This window comes from Pedobacter sp. MR22-3, from assembly GCF_026240075.1.
Classification (GTDB): domain Bacteria; phylum Bacteroidota; class Bacteroidia; order Sphingobacteriales; family Sphingobacteriaceae; genus Pedobacter.
This window is the reverse complement of the sequence record NZ_JAPIVF010000009.1, coordinates 52,393-70,731: the sequence shown is the minus strand read 5'-3', so window position 1 is coordinate 70,731 and position 18,339 is coordinate 52,393. Positions and strand designations below refer to the sequence as shown.

The window sequence follows — 18,339 nt, the reverse complement described above, 5'->3', positions numbered from 1 at the left end:
ATAACCTCGCTATTTCTTTTTATCCTTATCCATCACTGTAAAAACCTGCACCAGTCTTTCTCCATTTTCATCTACCAAAGTCAGTGTATGTTTTCCTGGCGGCGGACTAACAGCCAATTGGTGATAATTGGTGGTGGTAGCGATATATTCATGATCAATGTGCCAGTAAATTTTAGAACCTTGATTTCGATGTGCCGCATTTAGAACGATTTTTCCCCGTGTTCCATTTAATTCAAGCGGAATATAAACTGAAGCGCCATTTTTTGGATAGATGAGCTCCATCACATTATTTCCACCGGATAGATCACAACCAGGAAGGTAAGGTGGCAAATTTTTATAGTCACTGTTTTTAATCCGGTAATAATACTCCATAGCCGGGGGAAGAATGAACCAGCTTTTATGCTGCATGTTGGTTACACTTTCACACTGATCAGTAACACGATAAGTTCCGGTCTTGTCTAAATGAATAATTTTATGAAAGGGACAAACAACGGTTTTTTCTCCGGCAACTGGTACCCAATCTTCTATCACATCGGGACAATACTCTCCGGCCTTGTAACCACTTTGCTTACACACTTTGATTTTTTTAAGTTTTGTTTTAGGTGTTTCAAACCATTTTCCATTAGGTAATAACCTAAACAGATCAAATAAAACCGGAGCGGCAGCTTCTATGCCTACCAAACCTGGCCTGCCTTCTCCATCTGCATTGCCCACCCACACACAAACAACATAACCGGGCGTTAAGCCTAATGCCCAGGCATCGCGAAAGCCAAAGCTTGTACCTGTTTTCCAGGCTACTCTTTGCGATGAAGAAAATTGTTCCCATAAGCCTTCATCGCCCGGACGCATGACTTCTTCCATAGCATTAAATGTTGCCCAAATAGCTCCATGATCTAAAAAAGAGTTACGTTGATCATCTTTGTCAGGATCTTTCTTAGGATGATAATAGGTTGCTTGCTTATAATCATTAGGGTCGTATAATCCCTTATAGGCATTAAAATGGTTCAAAGTTCTCACCATCCCCATGTAAGTATTTGCCAGATCCCACATGGTTACTTCGCTGCCGCCTAAAATAAGAGATAAACCATAGTGATCTGCCGGTTGATTTAATGTTCCGATCCCAAGTTTTTTTAGCTTATCGTAAAACCTTTCATACTTATATTGCTGCAGCATTTTCACTGCTGGTATATTTAATGAGCGGCTTAAAGCCTTATCAGCAGCAATGGCACCATCATAACCCAAATCATAATTTTGAGGTGAATAACCAGCAATTTGCGTGGGCACATCCGGAATAAGGGTGTGCGGCAGAATAAAGCCATCGTTTAACATACTGGCGTAGAGCAATGGCTTTAAGGTGCTTCCCGGGCTTCTTGGTGCTTTGATCATATCTACATGACTAAGCAGTTCTGTATTTTCAGGCTGATAAATGTTACCTACATAGCTGACCACCGTACCGGTTTTGGCATCAAGAATTAATGCAGAAATATTATTGATGTCATTTGAACGATAACGATTATTATAGCGTTTTAGAATGGCGTTCACTTTAAGTTGTATATCCTCATTCAGCGTTGTGGTAATTCGGGTAGAATTAATTTCCAAACTCGCTCTTTCTGCCTTGAATCGATTTAGCAAATGCGGTGCATTTTGTGGCAGGGGCATGGGCTTTCCAGGAATAGGTTCCAGCTTTGACAGGTTTGCCGTTCCCTGATCTATATACTTAAGCTTTGCTAACCTATCTAATAAATCATTTCGCTTTTTGATTAACCGGTTTGAATTTTTTCCGGGGTGAACCAATGACGGACTATTGGGTAAAACAGCTAAGGTAGCCATTTCACCCCAGGAGAGAGTTTTTGCATTACGGCCATAATAACGCCAGCTTGCAGCTTCCAATCCAACTACATTGCTGCCAAAAGGTGCGTTGGCAGCATATAAACCAATAATTTCCTGTTTGGAATATTTGAGTTCCAGCCTGAAGGCGAGGAGCATTTCATAAATCTTCTGCCATATGGTTCTATCTTCTTTTCTTGATAATCTGATCACTTGCATGGTTAAGGTACTGCCACCACTCACTACACTTTTTGCCCGAAAGTTTTGCCGCATAGCTCTGCTCACGGCCAGGAAATCAACACCAAAATGATTGTAAAATCGTTTATCTTCAAATGCAATAATACAATCCTTGAATTTTGCAGGCACAGAATCAGCCACTGGAAAACGCCACTGGCCATCGCTGGCAATGGCTGCACTCAGTAGATTTCCATTACTGGCCTCTACCACAAAAGAGGTTGGAGATTTAAAAAGTTTTGAAGGTAAAAGCAATAAAAACACCAACAGCAAGATGATACAAATGATATCTGTGATAAGAAATGCTTTTGGTGTTTTATACATACTATTTTATAAAATTAGAAACCTCACAGGTTTTAAAAACCTGTGAGGTTTGAAGATAGCAATAAATGAAATAGGCTATTTCACTACCTGCACCCATTTACCATCTTGCGTTGCTGAAATATCATTATTATACATGGCCTCGCACTGAACGGCTGATAAATAATATTTCCCTAAATAAGAAGCATTAAGCAATACCTTATAGACTACACTTTCATTTTCACGAATGTTAAAGTAAGTGAAAACGCGGTCATCCCGAATATCCTGATAAGTGAAAGGAGAGGAGGCCAGGATGCTTTGATTATCATTGACCCTGGTGTTGATAATCTCCCATCCGGATGGGAAAATCTGCGTTAAAGCCATTTGCTCATAATATCCCATTCTTCCCGGATTCTTAACCGTTACTTCAGCATAAAAATCGGTTCCTTGTTTCAATGTTGTTGGATCTAAAACCTTTCCGTTTAAACGCTTGTAAATTACGTTCATGTCCAATACCTCAGGTCGGTTTGGTAAGAAATTATTCTGACCTGCAACAGGTTGTCCTTCCAAAACCAAACGTACAAATACTACGTTTTTACCATTATTAGTAACAGAGGCCGTATTTCCTTTAAAGTTTACTGCCGTGCTGGTTAAATACTGACCAGAATTAACTGCTGCGGTTTTTCCGTCTAAAACATATTGATATTGTAATTTATTCGATGATTGATTGGTACCACAGAATTTGGCAATAGCCAGTAAACTGTATGCAGTGGTTTGCGTGCTATACCAGGAGTTTTCGCCTAATTTTGCTGCTAAGGGTTGCAACAAGCTTGCTGCCCTGGCTTTTTGACCAAGCAGCGTTAGCGTCTCCAGGATCATTGCCTCGTCACGAACATCGGAGCCATAAGTTCCTCCTAACTGTTTGTATGGCTGGATGGAAGTGTCTAATCCGCGAATCATGCTTTGGGCAATATCATTTTGTCCGGCCAATTTATAAGCAGCAGCCAGGCGCCATTTTGCTGAAACGGATAAGTATTCGAATGCTTTTAACCTGTTCATCGCAGCCATTTCTGGTTTTTTTGCAAGTGCGAGCATATACAAGCGATAAGCCTGAGATAAATCTCCACCATAAAAATTATTGCTGTTAGGTGCCCAGTTAGCTGCTTTTGTTTTTTGATAACGCAGCAGATCTTCCAGCAATCCGACAGGTAAGGTGTAGCCTGCATTTTGTGCTTCAACCAAAAAGTGGCCACCATAATTACTGCCCCATTCATCTGCATTTCCTTCGCCAGGCCAGTAAGATAACCCACCATCAGTGGTTTGGAATCCTTTTATTCTGTTAATTCCGGCTTTAATGTTTTTCTCCGTCATCGCTTTCTGTAGCTCATTCAACGGACTTAACCGATCTAAATACAACTGCGGAAAAATACCTGACGTAGTTTGCTCAATGCATCCATGTGGATATTGAATGAGATAGCTCAGGCGTTTCTTCAGGTTAATGGATGGGATAGAAGATACCTCAAGTGCACCTGAATTTGTTCCGGTCATCCCGATAGGGGCATAATTTACCGCCCATTTCTGACCAGGTTGAACGGTTGCAGATACCACATTGGTTACATAAGGGTTTGGATTTCGAATATCCATTTCCACATCATAGTCAGTTCGCTCACCACCACTTTGTGCAATAACTTTTACTTTAGCAATGCCAATTGTATTCGGAGCTTTTACTTCAAAATAAGCCATTTGCTCTCCAGTTTGCTTGTAGAAAAGCTGTTGTTTATTGGTCCCCTGAACAATCAGGTTACTTGCCTGAAGCTGAACAGAAACATTTTTCAGATTTTTTTCTGTCGCAAAAACGGTAACCGGTAAGGTAAAGGTTTCACCCGGACCAATTACCCGTGGCAATGTTGCTAAAACCATTAAAGGCTTTTTCACCTGAACTGATTTTTCTGCAAAGCCATAAGCTGCATCCTGTCCGGCTACAATCATTGCTCTTACGGCACCAATATATTGTGGCAATTTGAATTTATGGGTTTTGCTTTCACCTTTACCGATCGTAAATGGCCCCATATATTTAACCACGGCTTTAAATCGGTTAGCCTTTGCCGGATTTAGGTTTTTATTGATACTGCCATCTCCACCAATACTTAAAATTCTTTCCAGGTTTCCACCCCATGCACCTAAAACATAATCAAATAAATCCCAGGTTTTAACACCTAATCCTTCACGGGCATAGAATGCACCATGTGGATCCGGCGTTTTGAAACGTGTTAAATCCAGTAAGCCTTCGTCAACCAGTGCAATGGTATAGGTCATGGCCTTTCCATTCTGTTCTCCAACGGTAATGGTGTTTTCCGTTTCAGGTTTAATCTTATCCTGCATTTTAATAGTAGGCTTCAAAATGGTTTGTGGATCTTCCACCAAAATTGGAATCGCACCATACATCCGGATCGGTAAATCATTAACCGTTTGTGCATGAGGTTGTAACAATGTAATGTTTGCGAAAACATTGGGTGCCATTTCCTTCTCTGCCTTAAATTTATATTGCGTTTGTCCGGCTTTGGTATCAATCCAGAAGGTTTTTAAAACCCGGCTTCCATTTTCAATAGATACCAATGCCCTGCCATTTTCGGCAGTAGGAATGGTTAAGGTGATGTCTTCACCAACCGTAAATTTCTCTTTATTTGCGGTGAAAGATAACATAGAGGCCTCTGTTGGATTTGAACCCTGTTCGCGCTGTGCCCATCCCGGCCAATCCACGTACACAGATTTTCCGGTCACATGACCACCATTTGCATCCCGAACTAAAATTAAATACCGACCCCATTCCGGTTCATTAATTCTTAAATTCCAGCTGCCTTTTCCATTTGAGAGGTTTACCTGGTGTGTTTCTACCAGCTTGTTGTATTGATTTTGCGTAAAGTTGGCGTAGGTATACTGATCATCCTGTTCCCACCACCAGCGCCATTGTGTTTTATACAGTTCTACCTGAACGGTTTTACTGCCAGAAAGCAATTTTCCATCTGTATTCACATTTACAATTTCAATTTTATGGTCTTTGCCGGTAACCAGCATGCCACTGAGTTTATCTCCTTTTTCCGGACGAATACCCAAATAGCTCTTATATACGTGATAAGGAATACTAAAATTATCAATACTGAAATTCCCACCCGGTTCAAAAACCTTTGTGGTAAAATTAGCCCTCAAAACACCAGGGGCGGTGTTGTTTTCATTTAAATTGGTATTCACCTGTGCGCTTCCTGCAGCATTTAGTGTGCCTTCAAAAATGGTTTTCACCTGCGATTCAAAGTTAACCGTAGGGTTATCGAAGCCAAAGCCTTCAAAACCTTTGAATTTAGTTTCTGTGGTATTCAGGTTAACATCCACTTTGGCCTTTAAATTCTGAGCAACTGCTCCGAACAGCCATTTAGCCGATAGGGTAGCAGCAGAAGTTCCGGTGGTAAGGTAAGGCCTGTTGCCTACATTGAAATCAATCTTTAACCGGTTTGGCATAACCGTTTCAATTTTGATAGTTTTGGTAAAAGTTGCACTGCCAGCCTTCACTTTCGCCATCCAGTTCCCGGTTGGTGCTGTATTTTCGGTTGCCGTTTTGAAAGTGTAAAAACCATTTAACGGTTTGCCATTAATCAGACGTTTATACAATTGCCCTTTTGGATTATAAAATTCCATGGTAACCGGATAATTGGCCGGTAGTTTTTTGAGTTTATCTTCCAGTACGAAAGAGACAAACAAACTATCTCCAGGTCGCCAGACACCGCGTTCTCCATAAATAAATCCTTTTAAACCACTTTGCACTACATCACCACTCACATCAAAACGACTTAACGGAAGCGAACTGCCGTCATCCAGTTTTAGATATCCACGTTCAGAACCATTTTTGGCAATCAACAAAAAAGGCTGGCGTTTTAAGTCAAAACGGGCAAAGCCATCACCATCTGTCTTCGTTGTAAAAATGACCTGCTTCTGGTAATCCATCAACTCCAAATCGACACCACTTAATGGCTTGGCAGTTAACAAATCTGTTGCCACAATCAGCATGCTGTTATCATTTCCTCTTTTTGCAACCAAGCCGATATTAGAAGCCAGTAAGTTTCTGCTTACCCAACGCTGATTGGTATAAAAAGATGGCGTACAAGGATTATCCTTATCATTCCAGCGGTAATTGGTAGGATAATAGTTATTATAGCGTTGCCAGAAATCGTCATCCTCATCAATTTTTTCACCATATCCTTCGTTTTCACCATAATAGCTATCCTCACCATCGCTTTCCTCTTTTTCATCATTGGCTTTACAGTTATACGCATTGTATTCCCTTCTGAACGCGATGGTTACCCGGTACATGGCACCAGGTTCCGTACGGATCATCTTATCTAAGTCAAGCGTAAACCGATTCTTTTTATGCAGGTTTAAAGATTTGTCTTCATCCAGGCGTATGGTTTTCTGCAGAATAGGTTTAGCTACCCTTCTGAGCTCGTTTCCATCCCGGTAACTATTGCTTTGGAAGAATTGCGGAATATTGTTTTCATAAATTTTAATGACAGTCACATCTACAGCCTTAAGGTTAATGGCTTCAAAAGGCAGTACAAGTTTGCTTGAATTTGGCAGAATTGTGCCAGCACCTGCAATGGTTACGGCCGGTAATTTATCTTCGAAAACTAAATTGGCAGTTTTGCCACCCATTAATGTTTTGCCATTGATATTCTCTACGCCGTTGTTCACATTTAACGTGTAATTTCCTTTGAGTTCTTCTGCAGCATACACCTTTACCTGGCTGGCATCTATCGTAAACCTTAAGTCACTTAAATTTCCAAGGGCAATCATTCCGGTTAAATCCTGACCTACACCAATGGGCTCAGAAAATTGTACCAGGGCATAGTCTTCTTCGCCCTGAATGGCTTTCATATCCAGAATTTCAAACTTATTTAAGGCAGGTATGCGGATTTCTTCTTTACCTTTCTGTTCTGCATCCAATTCATCACCGTCCCAATCTAATTTAAGGGTTTGATCTGTTGCTTTTTTCTTGATGCTGTCGACCGTAAATTTTGATATGTTTTTTGCAGGATCGTGCTGCCATTTTATTTTTAATTTCTGGTCAAAATCAAGGGTAATGACTTTTTCAATCTTCGCGGTTTCCTCTGCATCTGCTGTCGCCACTTCGCCTGTCAGTTTCATATACTCCAGCGAAGTATTGTTTTGAGACACCAGGCCATTCTGCGTAAGCATGATGCCAGGTGTAATCACCTTAAATTCAAAATCAAAATCTTCCAGTCCTTTTTCCGTTGCAGAAACTTCTGATAATTTGAAGCTTGCTTCGTATTCCTTGCCTGGTTTCAGATTTTCATCCGGCCTGAATTCAACCGTTTGTGGGTCAATCCAATAAGTTTTCCCAGAAATAGATGGCGAGAAATCGAACAACTCCCGGGAGTCTGCCTTTCCCAAATCCTGCATGCCCGTTGCTGCATTCGCCAGGTGAATACGGATGAAACTTTTTTTAGATATTGTACCGGAGGTATATGCCTCGATGTATTTGGCATAGGCCTGATTGTCGTCATTTGATTTTTTCTTGTGGCGGAAATAAATAAAGATGATTGCCGCAATAGAAACTGCTAAGAGACCTATAAAAATGAATTTCTTTTTGGATGATGATTGGTAGGTAGATGGTTGCTCCATTTTGGAATAATGTTTTAGGTGGAGGAAATTAAATAAAATTCAGCTGAAAAAGAATGATGTTGAAAAGTAAGACGCAATTAGAATGATTCTGTAGCTTTTAATAGTCTTGATTGTTTCAGTTTTATCATCAATGAATGTAATCATTAAATGCTAATCAATACTTAACACATAAAATGTTTATTCCTTTTTCTATTTGTTGATATAGGATGATTTAGATATGTTTACATCTTAAATCTCCTAAACCAGATATAATGAAAAGAATATTGATTTTCGGATGCCTGATGTTTGTCGCTGTTAGCTCTTTTGCGCAACAAAAAAATGCTGAAAAAGAGGTTGATCAGGCGGTAAGCAAATTATTAGCATTAATGGTTACACCAGATAGCACTAAATTGGATCAGCTGCTTTTAAACAATCTGAGTTACGGCCATTCTAGCGGAAAAATTCAAAATAAGCAGGAGTTTATGCATTCATTACTTTCTGGTGAATCAGATTTTTTAGATGATATCATAATAGCTGATCCTAAAACCATCGTCCAAGGTAATACAGCACTGGTTCGTCATAAATTGATGGCGCAAACAAATGATAAGGGCATTAAGGGCAGTGTAAATCTTTATATCCTGCTCATCTGGTCTAAAGAAAAGGCAGGGTGGAAGTTGCTGGGCAGGCAAGCGATTAAAGTGCCTTAGTTTAGTCTTGAGTTTGGAGTTTGGGGTCTTGAGTCCTGGGTGCCTTAATTAGTCTTGAGTCTAGAGTTCGGAGTCTTGAGTCCTTTAGTTTAGAGTTTTAGGTGCTTTAATTAACGTTAGCGTCTAAAGTCCTGATACCTGGCTATTTTCCATTAATCGATAACCTCCTACACCCTCATTCTTTTACTTTTTACTTAATCATCACACCTGGTCTGTTCACCAATGGGATTTTGATCAAATTGGTATCGATAATGCTTTCCGGAAGAAAGATGAACTTCTTATCATAGATGGTAGAACCTATATAATAACTCAGCCAGTATTCGTTGGTTAAGCCAAAAACTTCCGGATCAATGGCTTCTACACCTTTAAAGTCCTGTGCAGCCATATCGCCGATGAAATGTCGCAAAACAGAAGTTTTAACCTGCTTGCCATCTTTTTCGCCATAACCTTTAGAGCTGATTAACACATTGGTAATCGGCTCATTTTTTAAGTTAACCAAATAGACAGTCCAGTTTTTAACTTCCGGCGTTTCGCTCATCAGTACAACGGCCATTGCGATATCTTCAACTATATTTTCTGGTAAATCTGCTTTCAATTTTTAATGATTGAATGTTTAATGATGGAATAATTGAAATTTTGAATGATAGAATAATAGCATGTAAATTTAATCCTTATCTATTTTTTCTTCGCAACGGCTTTTTTCGTAGCTGGTGCTTTCTTTTTTGCCGGTGCTTTTTTCTTGTTTTCAAATGCGTTAGGCACCTGCTCAACAATCATTTTTTTAACCACTTCCAAATCAATATCTGCTAATTCTTCAGGCGTATATTTTTGTTTGGTAGCCTCGTTGTTTCTCAGTTTAAGCATTAACTTACCGAAGCGGATAAATGGTCCCCAACGGCCATTTTCAATCGAAATTTTTTCCGCATCCCAGGTTTTGATAAAGCGGTTTGCTTCTTTCTCCACCTTTTTATTAATCAGGGTTTCAATATCTTCCTGAGATAAATTATCAAAATCATAGCCCTTCGCAGGAATATTGATGAATAAATCATTCCATTTGATAAATGGTCCGAAACGGCCTTTTCCCTTCGTAACACCTAAGCCTTGATAATGCGCAATTGGTGCATCCGCATCCATCTTCTCGCGAATAATTTCCACTGCCCTGTCGTAGGTAACAGATAGGGGGTCTTCATTTTTAGGCAATGAAATAAAGCTCTCTCCCCATTTTACATAGGGGCCGAAACGACCTACGCCGATCATCACTTCTTTACCTTCGAAGTCAGGAAGCGAAAACGGAAGTTTAAACAATTCAAGGGCATCTTCCAGCTGGATGGTGGCGACAGACTGATTACGCATTAAACTGGCATAACGTGGTTTTTCTTCGTCATCCTGTTCGCCAATCTGAACCAGCGGACCGAATTTACCAACCTTAGTATATACATTTTTGCCCGTAGCCGGATCTGTACCCAATAAACGTTCACCAGTGGCACGTTCCGCGGTTTCTAAAGTGTTTTCAACTTCTAAGTGGAATGGATTGTAGAAGGAGTGGAGCATTTTAGTCCATTCCTGTAAACCCTGCGCAATCTCATCAAATTCCTTTTCTACATTTGCTGTAAAATTGAAATCGACAATACCTTTAAAGTGTTCAACCAGGAAATCATTTACAACTTCGCCAATATCAGTTGGGAAAAGTTTTGATTTTTCAGCACCTGAAATTTCAGATTTAATTTCCTTTTTAACCGTTCCGTTATTTAAAACAATTGCGGTAAACTTACGTGGTTTGCCATCTCTGTCTTCCTTAACCACATAACCGCGGTTCTGAACGGTAGAAATAGTTGGTGCATAAGTAGATGGACGGCCAATGCCCAGTTCTTCTAATTTCTTAACTAAACTGGCCTCTGTATATCTTGCCGGCGGACGGGAATAACGTTCCGTAGCCTGCATTTCATTTAAAAATAACTCCTGGCCCTTTGCTAACGGAGGGAGGATGGTGCCACCTTCTTTTTCTTCACCCTCATCATCATCGGTAGATTCCAGGTAAACTTTCAGGAAACCATCAAATTTTAATACTTCACCTTCGGCAACCAAATGTTCTTTTCTGGTAGATGCGGTGATTTGTGCAGTGGTTTTTTCAAATAATGCCTCGCTCATTTGTGAAGCAATAGAACGTTTCCAGATCAAATCGTACAAACGTTTCTCAGAAATATCACCGTCAACAGTGTGTCTGTCGAAATAAGTTGGGCGGATGGCTTCGTGAGCCTCCTGAGCACCTGCAGATTTCGTTTTATATTTTCTTGGCTGGTGGTATTGGTTACCATAGGCCGATTTTATTTCTTGTTCAGCAGCAGATAAGGCGGTATCAGATAAGTTTACCGAATCCGTTCTCATATACGTAATCTTACCGGCTTCGTACAATCTCTGCGCCACCTGCATGGTTCTGGCTACCGAAAAACCCAATTTTCTGGATGCTTCCTGTTGTAAGGTTGAAGTGGTAAATGGGGCGGCAGGGTTACGTTTCGCTGGTCTGGTTTCCAGGCTGGTAATGTCAAATTTTGCTGTTGCACAATCCTGTAAAAACTTTTCTGCTTCCGCCTCGCTATCGAAACGTTGTGGCAGTTCAGCTTTAACTATTTCTTTGCCCTTGCCCGTAGAAAACTGTGCGGTAATTTTAAAGGCTGCTGAAGCATTAAAGTTTTGAACTTCTCTTTCTCTATCAACAATTAAACGCACCGCTACGGATTGAACCCGACCTGCTGAAAGAGAAGGTTTTACTTTTTTCCATAATACCGGTGACAGTTCAAAACCTACCAACCGGTCTAAAACACGACGAGCCTGTTGCGCATTAACTAAGTTGTAATCAATACTTCTCGGACTATCTATGGCTTTTAAAATGGCAGGTTTAGTAATTTCATGAAATACGATCCTTTTGGTTTTCTCTTCTTTCAGGCCTAAAGTCTCAAACAGGTGCCAGGAAATGGCTTCTCCCTCGCGGTCCTCATCGGATGCTAGCCAGACCATTTCGGCTTCCTTTGCTAATTTTTTAAGTTCGGCCACCATGCTTTTCTTATCAGCTGGTACCTCGTAGGTCTGGGCAAAATTGTTTTTAATATCAATGGCCATGTCGCCTTTAACCAAATCCCGGATATGGCCGTAGCTTGATTTCACAAGGAAATCTTTTCCTAAATAGCCCTCTATGGTTTTAGCTTTTGCGGGTGACTCGACGATTAATAAGTTTTTAGCCATGAAATACGATTTTGTGCAAATAAAGCTATAATTAAAGCATAAATCAAAACATGCAGGGAATTTTATACGATTTTTTTTGAAATTTAAGAAGTGAGGCTAATCATTATTTTCAGAAAGCAGAAAGCTATTCGTTTTGCTTTCTTGCAAGGGTGAAAGAAAAATGATCATTTACATTATTACAGGAACATTACGTGTAAGCAAACTTTTTGTGCCTATATTCGTATATAAAAATAAAAAACGATGATCAGCACAATCTTAATCCTATTGAACTTTTTGGTTCCGAACCCTCCAAAAAATGTTTATGATTTCAGCTTTAAAACCATTGATGGCAAGGAAGTAAAACTATCTAAATTTAAAGGTAAAAAAATTATGATAGTGAATACGGCTTCAAAATGTGGCTTTACTCCTCAATATGAAGACCTTGAAAAACTTCAGAAACAGTATGGTAAAAAAGTGGTGTTAATTGGCTTCCCGGCTGGTAATTTCGGCGGGCAGGAATTTTCTACCAATGCCGAAATTAAAGAATTCTGTACAGGTAAGTACAATGTATCCTTTTTAATGGCAGAAAAGACAAGTGTAAAGGGTGATGATATCAGTCCGTTATTTAAATACCTGACTTCCCAAACCAATACAGAGGAGCAGGGCGATATCAAATGGAACTTTGAAAAATTCCTGATTAATGAAAAAGGAGAACTGGTACACCGTTTCCGTTCTAAAACCAAACCATTAGATGAAGCAATTGTGAAAAATTTATAATTCTGGCGGCTGACTCAAAAAAAATCAGCTGAAAAAGAATTTCAAGAAAAGCTTTAAGAAAGAATGATCTGACTCATCTTCCTTAAAGCTTTTTGTTTTACAGGTAGTTAGTTGTTTAATGATCGTTCAGAATGCTTTTCACATTAAGGCACTTCCCGGATTTTCTTAACGGATAAATAAAAAAAGGTGATGGAGTAAAATCCGGCCAATATACCAGCTGATAAAGCCGATGTCATGATCCCGAAATCGAAATTTGCAGGAAAGCTAAAGTGGATGAACATCAGGGCAGATAGAATGGCCAAAATAGTGTATAGGCTATGTAGTCCTGCTAACTTAAACATCTTCATCTTTCCCTCTAGTATCTTATTGCATTCAAAATGCAAACCTTCAGTATGCTGTAATGCTTTTATCTTTTTAAAAACATCCACCGTTATCAGAAAAGGAAGAAGTAAAGACATCGGCAATATAAAGCGGGCAAGGTTTTGCTCACCGGTAAATAAATGTACTGACGATTGCGTGCTAAGCGCAAAATATGGAATCACGGTATTCAATGTAACATTCGGAATTAAATAGATCAATAACGTTTTCCTCACGAATTTTCGCCAGCGTAATTTATGATTTGTTGCAAAATCAGGCACTGGCAAGGGAATTATGGTGAGTAGTCATCATTTCGAGTACTTTTTTCTTAATCCACATCGCATCAGATTCGGTCAGGAAATTTTCATCAGACATTAAAGAAAAGTCAAGTTGATTATTGAAGGTGCTGACAACCAGTGTGTTTGCATTCTTCCAGGGGAAGGCAACTGTAGGACTGTAGATGGTTTCCACACTAAAATTTTTGTAATCTTGTTTAATATTTAACAAACCCATATTGCTTAGCGTAATATCATGGGATCCATTTGTAGAGCGTAGAAAACCAATCATTTTATTTGCAAGCGGATGGAAAGATTCACTCACATGCAGCAGATGCGGTACATTCATTTCGCTGACTTTTTTGTCGAGATCTGCTTTTAACATTCTGGCATTTTCCCAAACATCACCATCATTTTTCCGAACCTTCAGCTCTGCAATTGGGGCAAATGCAAACATGGTATCGGCTTTAATTTCGGGAATAAAACGCCTGATATCTACGGGGCAAATTACTTTCCCATGTGCCTTATCATTCTTCAGTACCTTAAATACAGCTATAAAAGTGGCACAGATGGCAGCATGCACACTTGTGTTTTCAGCTTTACATTTTTTGATAAAAAAAATGGTTTCTTCTTTATCTAACTTCCAGTTAATTGCATAATTATTCTGGTTCAATCTTTTTTCAGAGGTTTGCTTGAAGAGAAAAAATAATCTGCCGAGTGCAGCAAAAGTTTTGCGTTTTAGATAATGGTCAGGTACGTAATGATCTGGTAGTAATTCATTAACGGAAGAAAACGACGGATAGGGATAAAGTTCGTGACTTGGGTTGTCAATGAGTGTCAATAATTCCTGCATCAGGTTAACAATCGTACTGCCATCGCAAATACAATGCGGTAATACCAATATCAGGTTTGATTCCTGGTGACCTTTAATCCAAACCAGTCTGGCCAGTGGTTTATGATGCTGGTTAAATAATTTATACCACTCCGTTTTCGATTCTCTGAGCCAATCCTGATCGGAATGAAAATCAACTTCGCGTATTGGGATTTTATCAATGTTTTCATTAAGCACGAAGTGTGGCGTTTTATTTATCTGCTCGATATTCATCCTCAACAAGGGATGCTTTCGCTGAATCTTGTCGAGCGCTATCCTGAGATTTGGTTCCTCAAACTCACCCAGTATTTTCGCCGTGAACACACAGTTTAGTGGCGTTGCCGGGTCAACATACATGATTCTTTCACCGAGTATTAATTTTCTATTCATATTGATCATCCTATAATCCAATGTTTTCTTTGAGAAGAGAAATCATTTTCTCCTTAATTCGTTTGGCATTATTAAAGGAAACATATCCTTCGCTTGCCACAAATGAAAAGTCCATCTGTTCTCTAAATGTTGATGTCAGAATGGTAGTTGTATTGCCTAACGGACCTATTACAGAAGGACTGTAAATGGTTTCCAATCGAAAGTTTTCATACTCATGCGGAATATCGAGCTTTCCTAAATTGGAAAACATGCAATCATTACTCGTTTTGCCATATTTTAAGAGGTTACTAAAGTTAGCTAAGGCAGGGTGACAGGCCTCCATCATCATCATTAGCGTATAAGGATCGAGTTTCGCCAGCTTACGGTTTACATCCTTCTGAAGTTGTTTCACGCCCTCAATAAAACTATCGGCATTACTGGCAGAGAGCACGATCATCAAACCAAAAGCAAAAACATGGTCTTTTTTGATTAATGGATTTAGGTTCCGGATATCGACAGGAAGGGAAATTTTATTAAAAGACTTATCTGCCAGTACTGCCTTAAAAGCCTTCAGCACAACTGCACTTAAGAGCGTATTCACAGTAAAACCATGTGTTTTGCAGAACAATAAAATGGCTGTAGTAAATTGCTCATCAAGTTTCCAGTGGATCAAAAAATCACGCTTCCGGTCTACTGCAACTTTTTTTATCGGAATCATCCATAAGGCCAGTGTTGACATTTTACCAATTAAGGTATTTTTAGTGCGCATTCGATAGCTTTTCAGCACCTTTGGCGGAATAATATCATTCATGCTTTGAATCGCAATTTCCTCACCGATTGCGGCTTCGGGATTATCGAGTAATATAAGAAACTCCCTCAGAATGGAAAGGCCTGCAGCACCATCACAAAGGCAATGGTGAAAAACGAGTAAAAATTCCGAAAACGCTTCACCTTTTATCCAGGTTAATCTGAACAATGGCGATCTTGACGCATCAAAGGGTTTAGCCCATTCCGTTTCAGACTGCCTTTTCCAATCGTCATCACTAATGCGATTGACCACAAGTACCTCTACTTTAAATGAAGAAGCTGAATGTGTGGTAAACCATGGTCTTTTATCTTTGTCAATTGTTATTGATGCCCTTAGCCATGGATGCTTTTGCTGCACTTTGATAAGTGCTAAATTAACATTGATTTCCTTAATTGATCCGCTCACTTTAAACGCAATTACCATATTAAACGGATGCTTTCCATCACCATAGAGCATCCTTTCGCCGAAGAGTAATTTCCTTTTCATCTGATGCATCAGGCTGGTTCTAAAACGCTGTTGTTTTTCGCAAAATCTTCCAGTAGTTCAACTGCTTTATCGTTTCCTCCGGCTTCGATAAATGTTTCCCTTATTTTTTGAGCAGCCACGCGATATTTGGGGTTTTCCAATAGTTCAAAAACGGTATTTCTTAAATCAGAAATTCGAAGCCGTTTGTACCGGATGCTGATGCCACAACCAGCCTGCTCAATTAATTTTGCTGTATGAAAATGGTCGTAGGCTATGGGTGTAATCAGCATGGGTAACCCGTTTGTGAAGGTATCGTTTACCGTATTGAAGCCGCCGTGGCAGATGACAGCATCCATATAAGGCATGAGTTCAGACTGGGGAACGAAGCCATTAACAATAAAATTATCCGGCCATTCTTCGAAAATATCAGGATTGGTTGCGGCAATGATGGTAATGGGCTCATGAGCAAAAGCATCGATGAGTTTCTGGAAAAATGCTGCGCGGATATCCACCAGTAAAGTGCCTAAAGACACAAAAACCTTTGGCGTGGTGGATTTGGCCAATCGATCCCAGTCAAATTCGGCTGAGTTTGGACGACCCTTTACCGGGCCCACAAAGTGCATATGTGGTGGTTTTTCCTCGAAACCTGCAAAAGCCTGGGAAGTGAAAACTAAATTCAGCCGATGAGAATGGATATGGATTTGATCACTATAAATGCCCATATCTTTCTGCAGACCTAAAATCAGGTTTTGCTGCCATTCAAATATTTTAGGTGTATTTTTTGCCGCATCACCCATCACATCGGGCGGTACCGGCGTGGTGGTTACTGAAGGAATGCCTTTCAAATGAGCACTTAATGCACCGGCAAAGGTAATGCAGTCGTTAATGATAACATCGGGTTTCCATTCATCTACAAATTTATTCAGGCCCTTCATCATGATCCGGGCAAAGGGAACATAAGTTTCTTCGAGGGCAAGTTTCATCACTTCCGGGCCGGAACAGGCGGGGCCATCATCCTGACGTTTTAAGATCTGTTTGATTTCATCAGCATAGGGGAGCAGATCTGTTTCAGGATAGATAAATTCACCACCTTCCGGAAGATGAGTTTGAGCCAGCGGAGTGATTCCGAACCATTTTACTTCATGCCCCCGGGACAGTAGGCTTGCACCAATGCTTAGCGTTGGACTAATGTGACCAAAGAAAGGCGGAACGACAAATAGAAATTTAGGCATATGGATTTAGGTTATGATGAGTGTTTTAGTTGTTTTGAAAAGTGCATTTTCCAATAAATCGGCTGCAGTTTCGTTTCCACCGGCATGAATGAAAGATTGTTTAATCTGCATGGCAGCATCTTTGTATGATGGATTTTCAAGTACAAGATTTACTGCTTCTAAAAGATGTTTCGCTTTAAAGCGATTAAAATTCAGGCGTTCACCTGCACCCATTCTAACGACGCGTCCTGCAACATGACTTTGATCATAAGCAATCGGAATAACCACCAATGGGAGACCATGCATTAAACTTTCGCAAACGGTATTGTGGCCGCCATGGCAAACTACTGCAGCTACATAAGGCAATAATTTAACCTGCGGAACTTGTTTTTGAACGGTAAAGTTTTTCGGCCATGCCTCAAATAAACCCGGATCAGAAACAACAATAACATGAATATCCAGGGATGAAAATGCTTCGACAACTTTACTAAAAAAGCTTTTCTTGTGTTCATGATCGAATGTTGTACCAATACTAACCAGGATGCTGCGTTGGCGAATGGCGTGAAAAGCTTCCCAGTTAAATGGGATTTCCACTTGCCGACGGTTAAAAACAGGTCCCACAAATTTAAATTGTTCAGGTAATTCCATTTCACCGAAAAATTCTTTTGACGTAAAAATCAGTGTCAGGAGGTCAGATGTAGCGAGATTTTTTGAATGCTCAATACCAAATTCCTGTTGCAAAGCTGTAATTTGATTCACTTCCCATTCATGAACTTTTGGCAATTCATCCATTACTTTTATCGCCGCTGGCGCAGTAACGGAAGTGGCGTAAGGTAGGTTTTTATGGAAAGCAGCCATGGCGCCTGCAAACATCTGATGATCTGTGATGACAAGATCTGGTTCAAATTCATCCAGTAAGGCAGCAATACCTTCGTAACTGTGTCGGTTCAGGGGAATCAATACCTCTTCATACAGAAACTTAACACTGTCAATTCCGTAAACCACTTTTTGGGTAATGAGATCCAGATATTTTTCGGCTTCCTTTTTCTGCTGGTCGTTTTCGTGGTATTGGATGAGCAGTAACTCACCACCAGGAGGGAGTTTTTCACCCAATGATTGATCTAAAGTAATCCAGCCAACATCATGCCCGCGTTCCAGCAAGACAGTACCCAGGCTTAATGTCGGGTTAATGTGACCGGTTAATGGAGGTACAATGAATACAAATTTTGCCATACGCGTCAATGCTTTT

At 40.0% G+C, this 18,339-nt stretch carries 11 protein-coding genes; 2 read left to right on the top strand and 9 right to left on the bottom strand.

The genetic code is table 11. The annotated features are described in order from the left end of the window. Window positions 1-9: 9 nt before the first annotated feature. Both pbpC and OQ267_RS20870 read right to left on the bottom strand, forming a co-directional pair. Window positions 10-2,385, bottom strand: coding sequence for a penicillin-binding protein 1C (gene pbpC / locus OQ267_RS20875; protein ID WP_265837899.1), 2,376 nt, complete (start codon window positions 2,383-2,385; stop codon window positions 10-12). A gap of 75 nt (window positions 2,386-2,460) precedes the next feature. Next, a complete protein-coding gene (locus OQ267_RS20870) occupies window positions 2,461-8,052 on the bottom strand; it encodes an alpha-2-macroglobulin family protein (protein ID WP_265837897.1) in 5,592 nt (1,863 codons plus the stop codon). Window positions 8,053-8,303: 251 nt separating this feature from the next. Between OQ267_RS20870 and OQ267_RS20865 the strand changes: the two genes are divergently transcribed. Continuing rightward, the gene (locus OQ267_RS20865; RefSeq protein ID WP_265837896.1) at window positions 8,304-8,738 is read left to right on the top strand and encodes a nuclear transport factor 2 family protein; all 435 of its coding nucleotides are present in this window, start codon (window positions 8,304-8,306) and stop codon (window positions 8,736-8,738) included. 190 nt (window positions 8,739-8,928) lie between these two features. Here the strand turns inward: OQ267_RS20865 and OQ267_RS20860 are convergent, their stop codons facing one another. Both OQ267_RS20860 and topA read right to left on the bottom strand, forming a co-directional pair. Next, on the bottom strand, window positions 8,929-9,333 hold the full coding sequence (locus OQ267_RS20860; RefSeq protein ID WP_088302682.1) for a hypothetical protein: 405 nt from the start codon (window positions 9,331-9,333) through the stop codon (window positions 8,929-8,931). Window positions 9,334-9,413: 80 nt separating this feature from the next. Beyond that, window positions 9,414-11,978: a type I DNA topoisomerase gene (gene topA / locus OQ267_RS20855; protein WP_265837895.1), complete on the bottom strand. Its 2,565-nt coding sequence runs from the start codon at window positions 11,976-11,978 to the stop codon at window positions 9,414-9,416. Window positions 11,979-12,218: 240 nt separating this feature from the next. On the opposite strand from topA, the gene OQ267_RS20850 reads away from it, so the two are divergent. Further along, the gene (locus tag OQ267_RS20850; RefSeq protein WP_088302678.1) at window positions 12,219-12,734 is read left to right on the top strand and encodes a glutathione peroxidase; all 516 of its coding nucleotides are present in this window, start codon (window positions 12,219-12,221) and stop codon (window positions 12,732-12,734) included. 143 nt (window positions 12,735-12,877) lie between these two features. Here the strand turns inward: OQ267_RS20850 and OQ267_RS20845 are convergent, their stop codons facing one another. From OQ267_RS20845 to OQ267_RS20825, 5 genes are read right to left on the bottom strand one after another with little or no spacing between them, the layout of a single operon-like run. After that, window positions 12,878-13,327, bottom strand: coding sequence for a hypothetical protein (locus OQ267_RS20845; protein WP_265837892.1), 450 nt, complete (start codon window positions 13,325-13,327; stop codon window positions 12,878-12,880). A 37-nt stretch (window positions 13,328-13,364) separates the two neighbouring features. After that, window positions 13,365-14,627 (bottom strand): phthiocerol/phthiodiolone dimycocerosyl transferase family protein, encoded by a 1,263-nt coding sequence (locus OQ267_RS20840; RefSeq protein ID WP_265837890.1) that lies wholly within the window; start codon window positions 14,625-14,627, stop codon window positions 13,365-13,367. Window positions 14,628-14,637: 10 nt separating this feature from the next. Continuing rightward, window positions 14,638-15,900, bottom strand: a complete 1,263-nt coding sequence (locus OQ267_RS20835) for a condensation domain-containing protein (RefSeq protein ID WP_265837888.1) — start codon at window positions 15,898-15,900, stop codon at window positions 14,638-14,640. An 8-nt stretch (window positions 15,901-15,908) separates the two neighbouring features. Further along, window positions 15,909-17,111 (bottom strand): glycosyltransferase, encoded by a 1,203-nt coding sequence (locus OQ267_RS20830; protein ID WP_265837886.1) that lies wholly within the window; start codon window positions 17,109-17,111, stop codon window positions 15,909-15,911. Window positions 17,112-17,117: 6 nt separating this feature from the next. Continuing rightward, complete coding sequence (locus OQ267_RS20825; RefSeq protein ID WP_265837885.1) at window positions 17,118-18,323, bottom strand: glycosyltransferase; 1,206 nt, start codon at window positions 18,321-18,323, stop codon at window positions 17,118-17,120. Window positions 18,324-18,339: the final 16 nt, after the last annotated feature.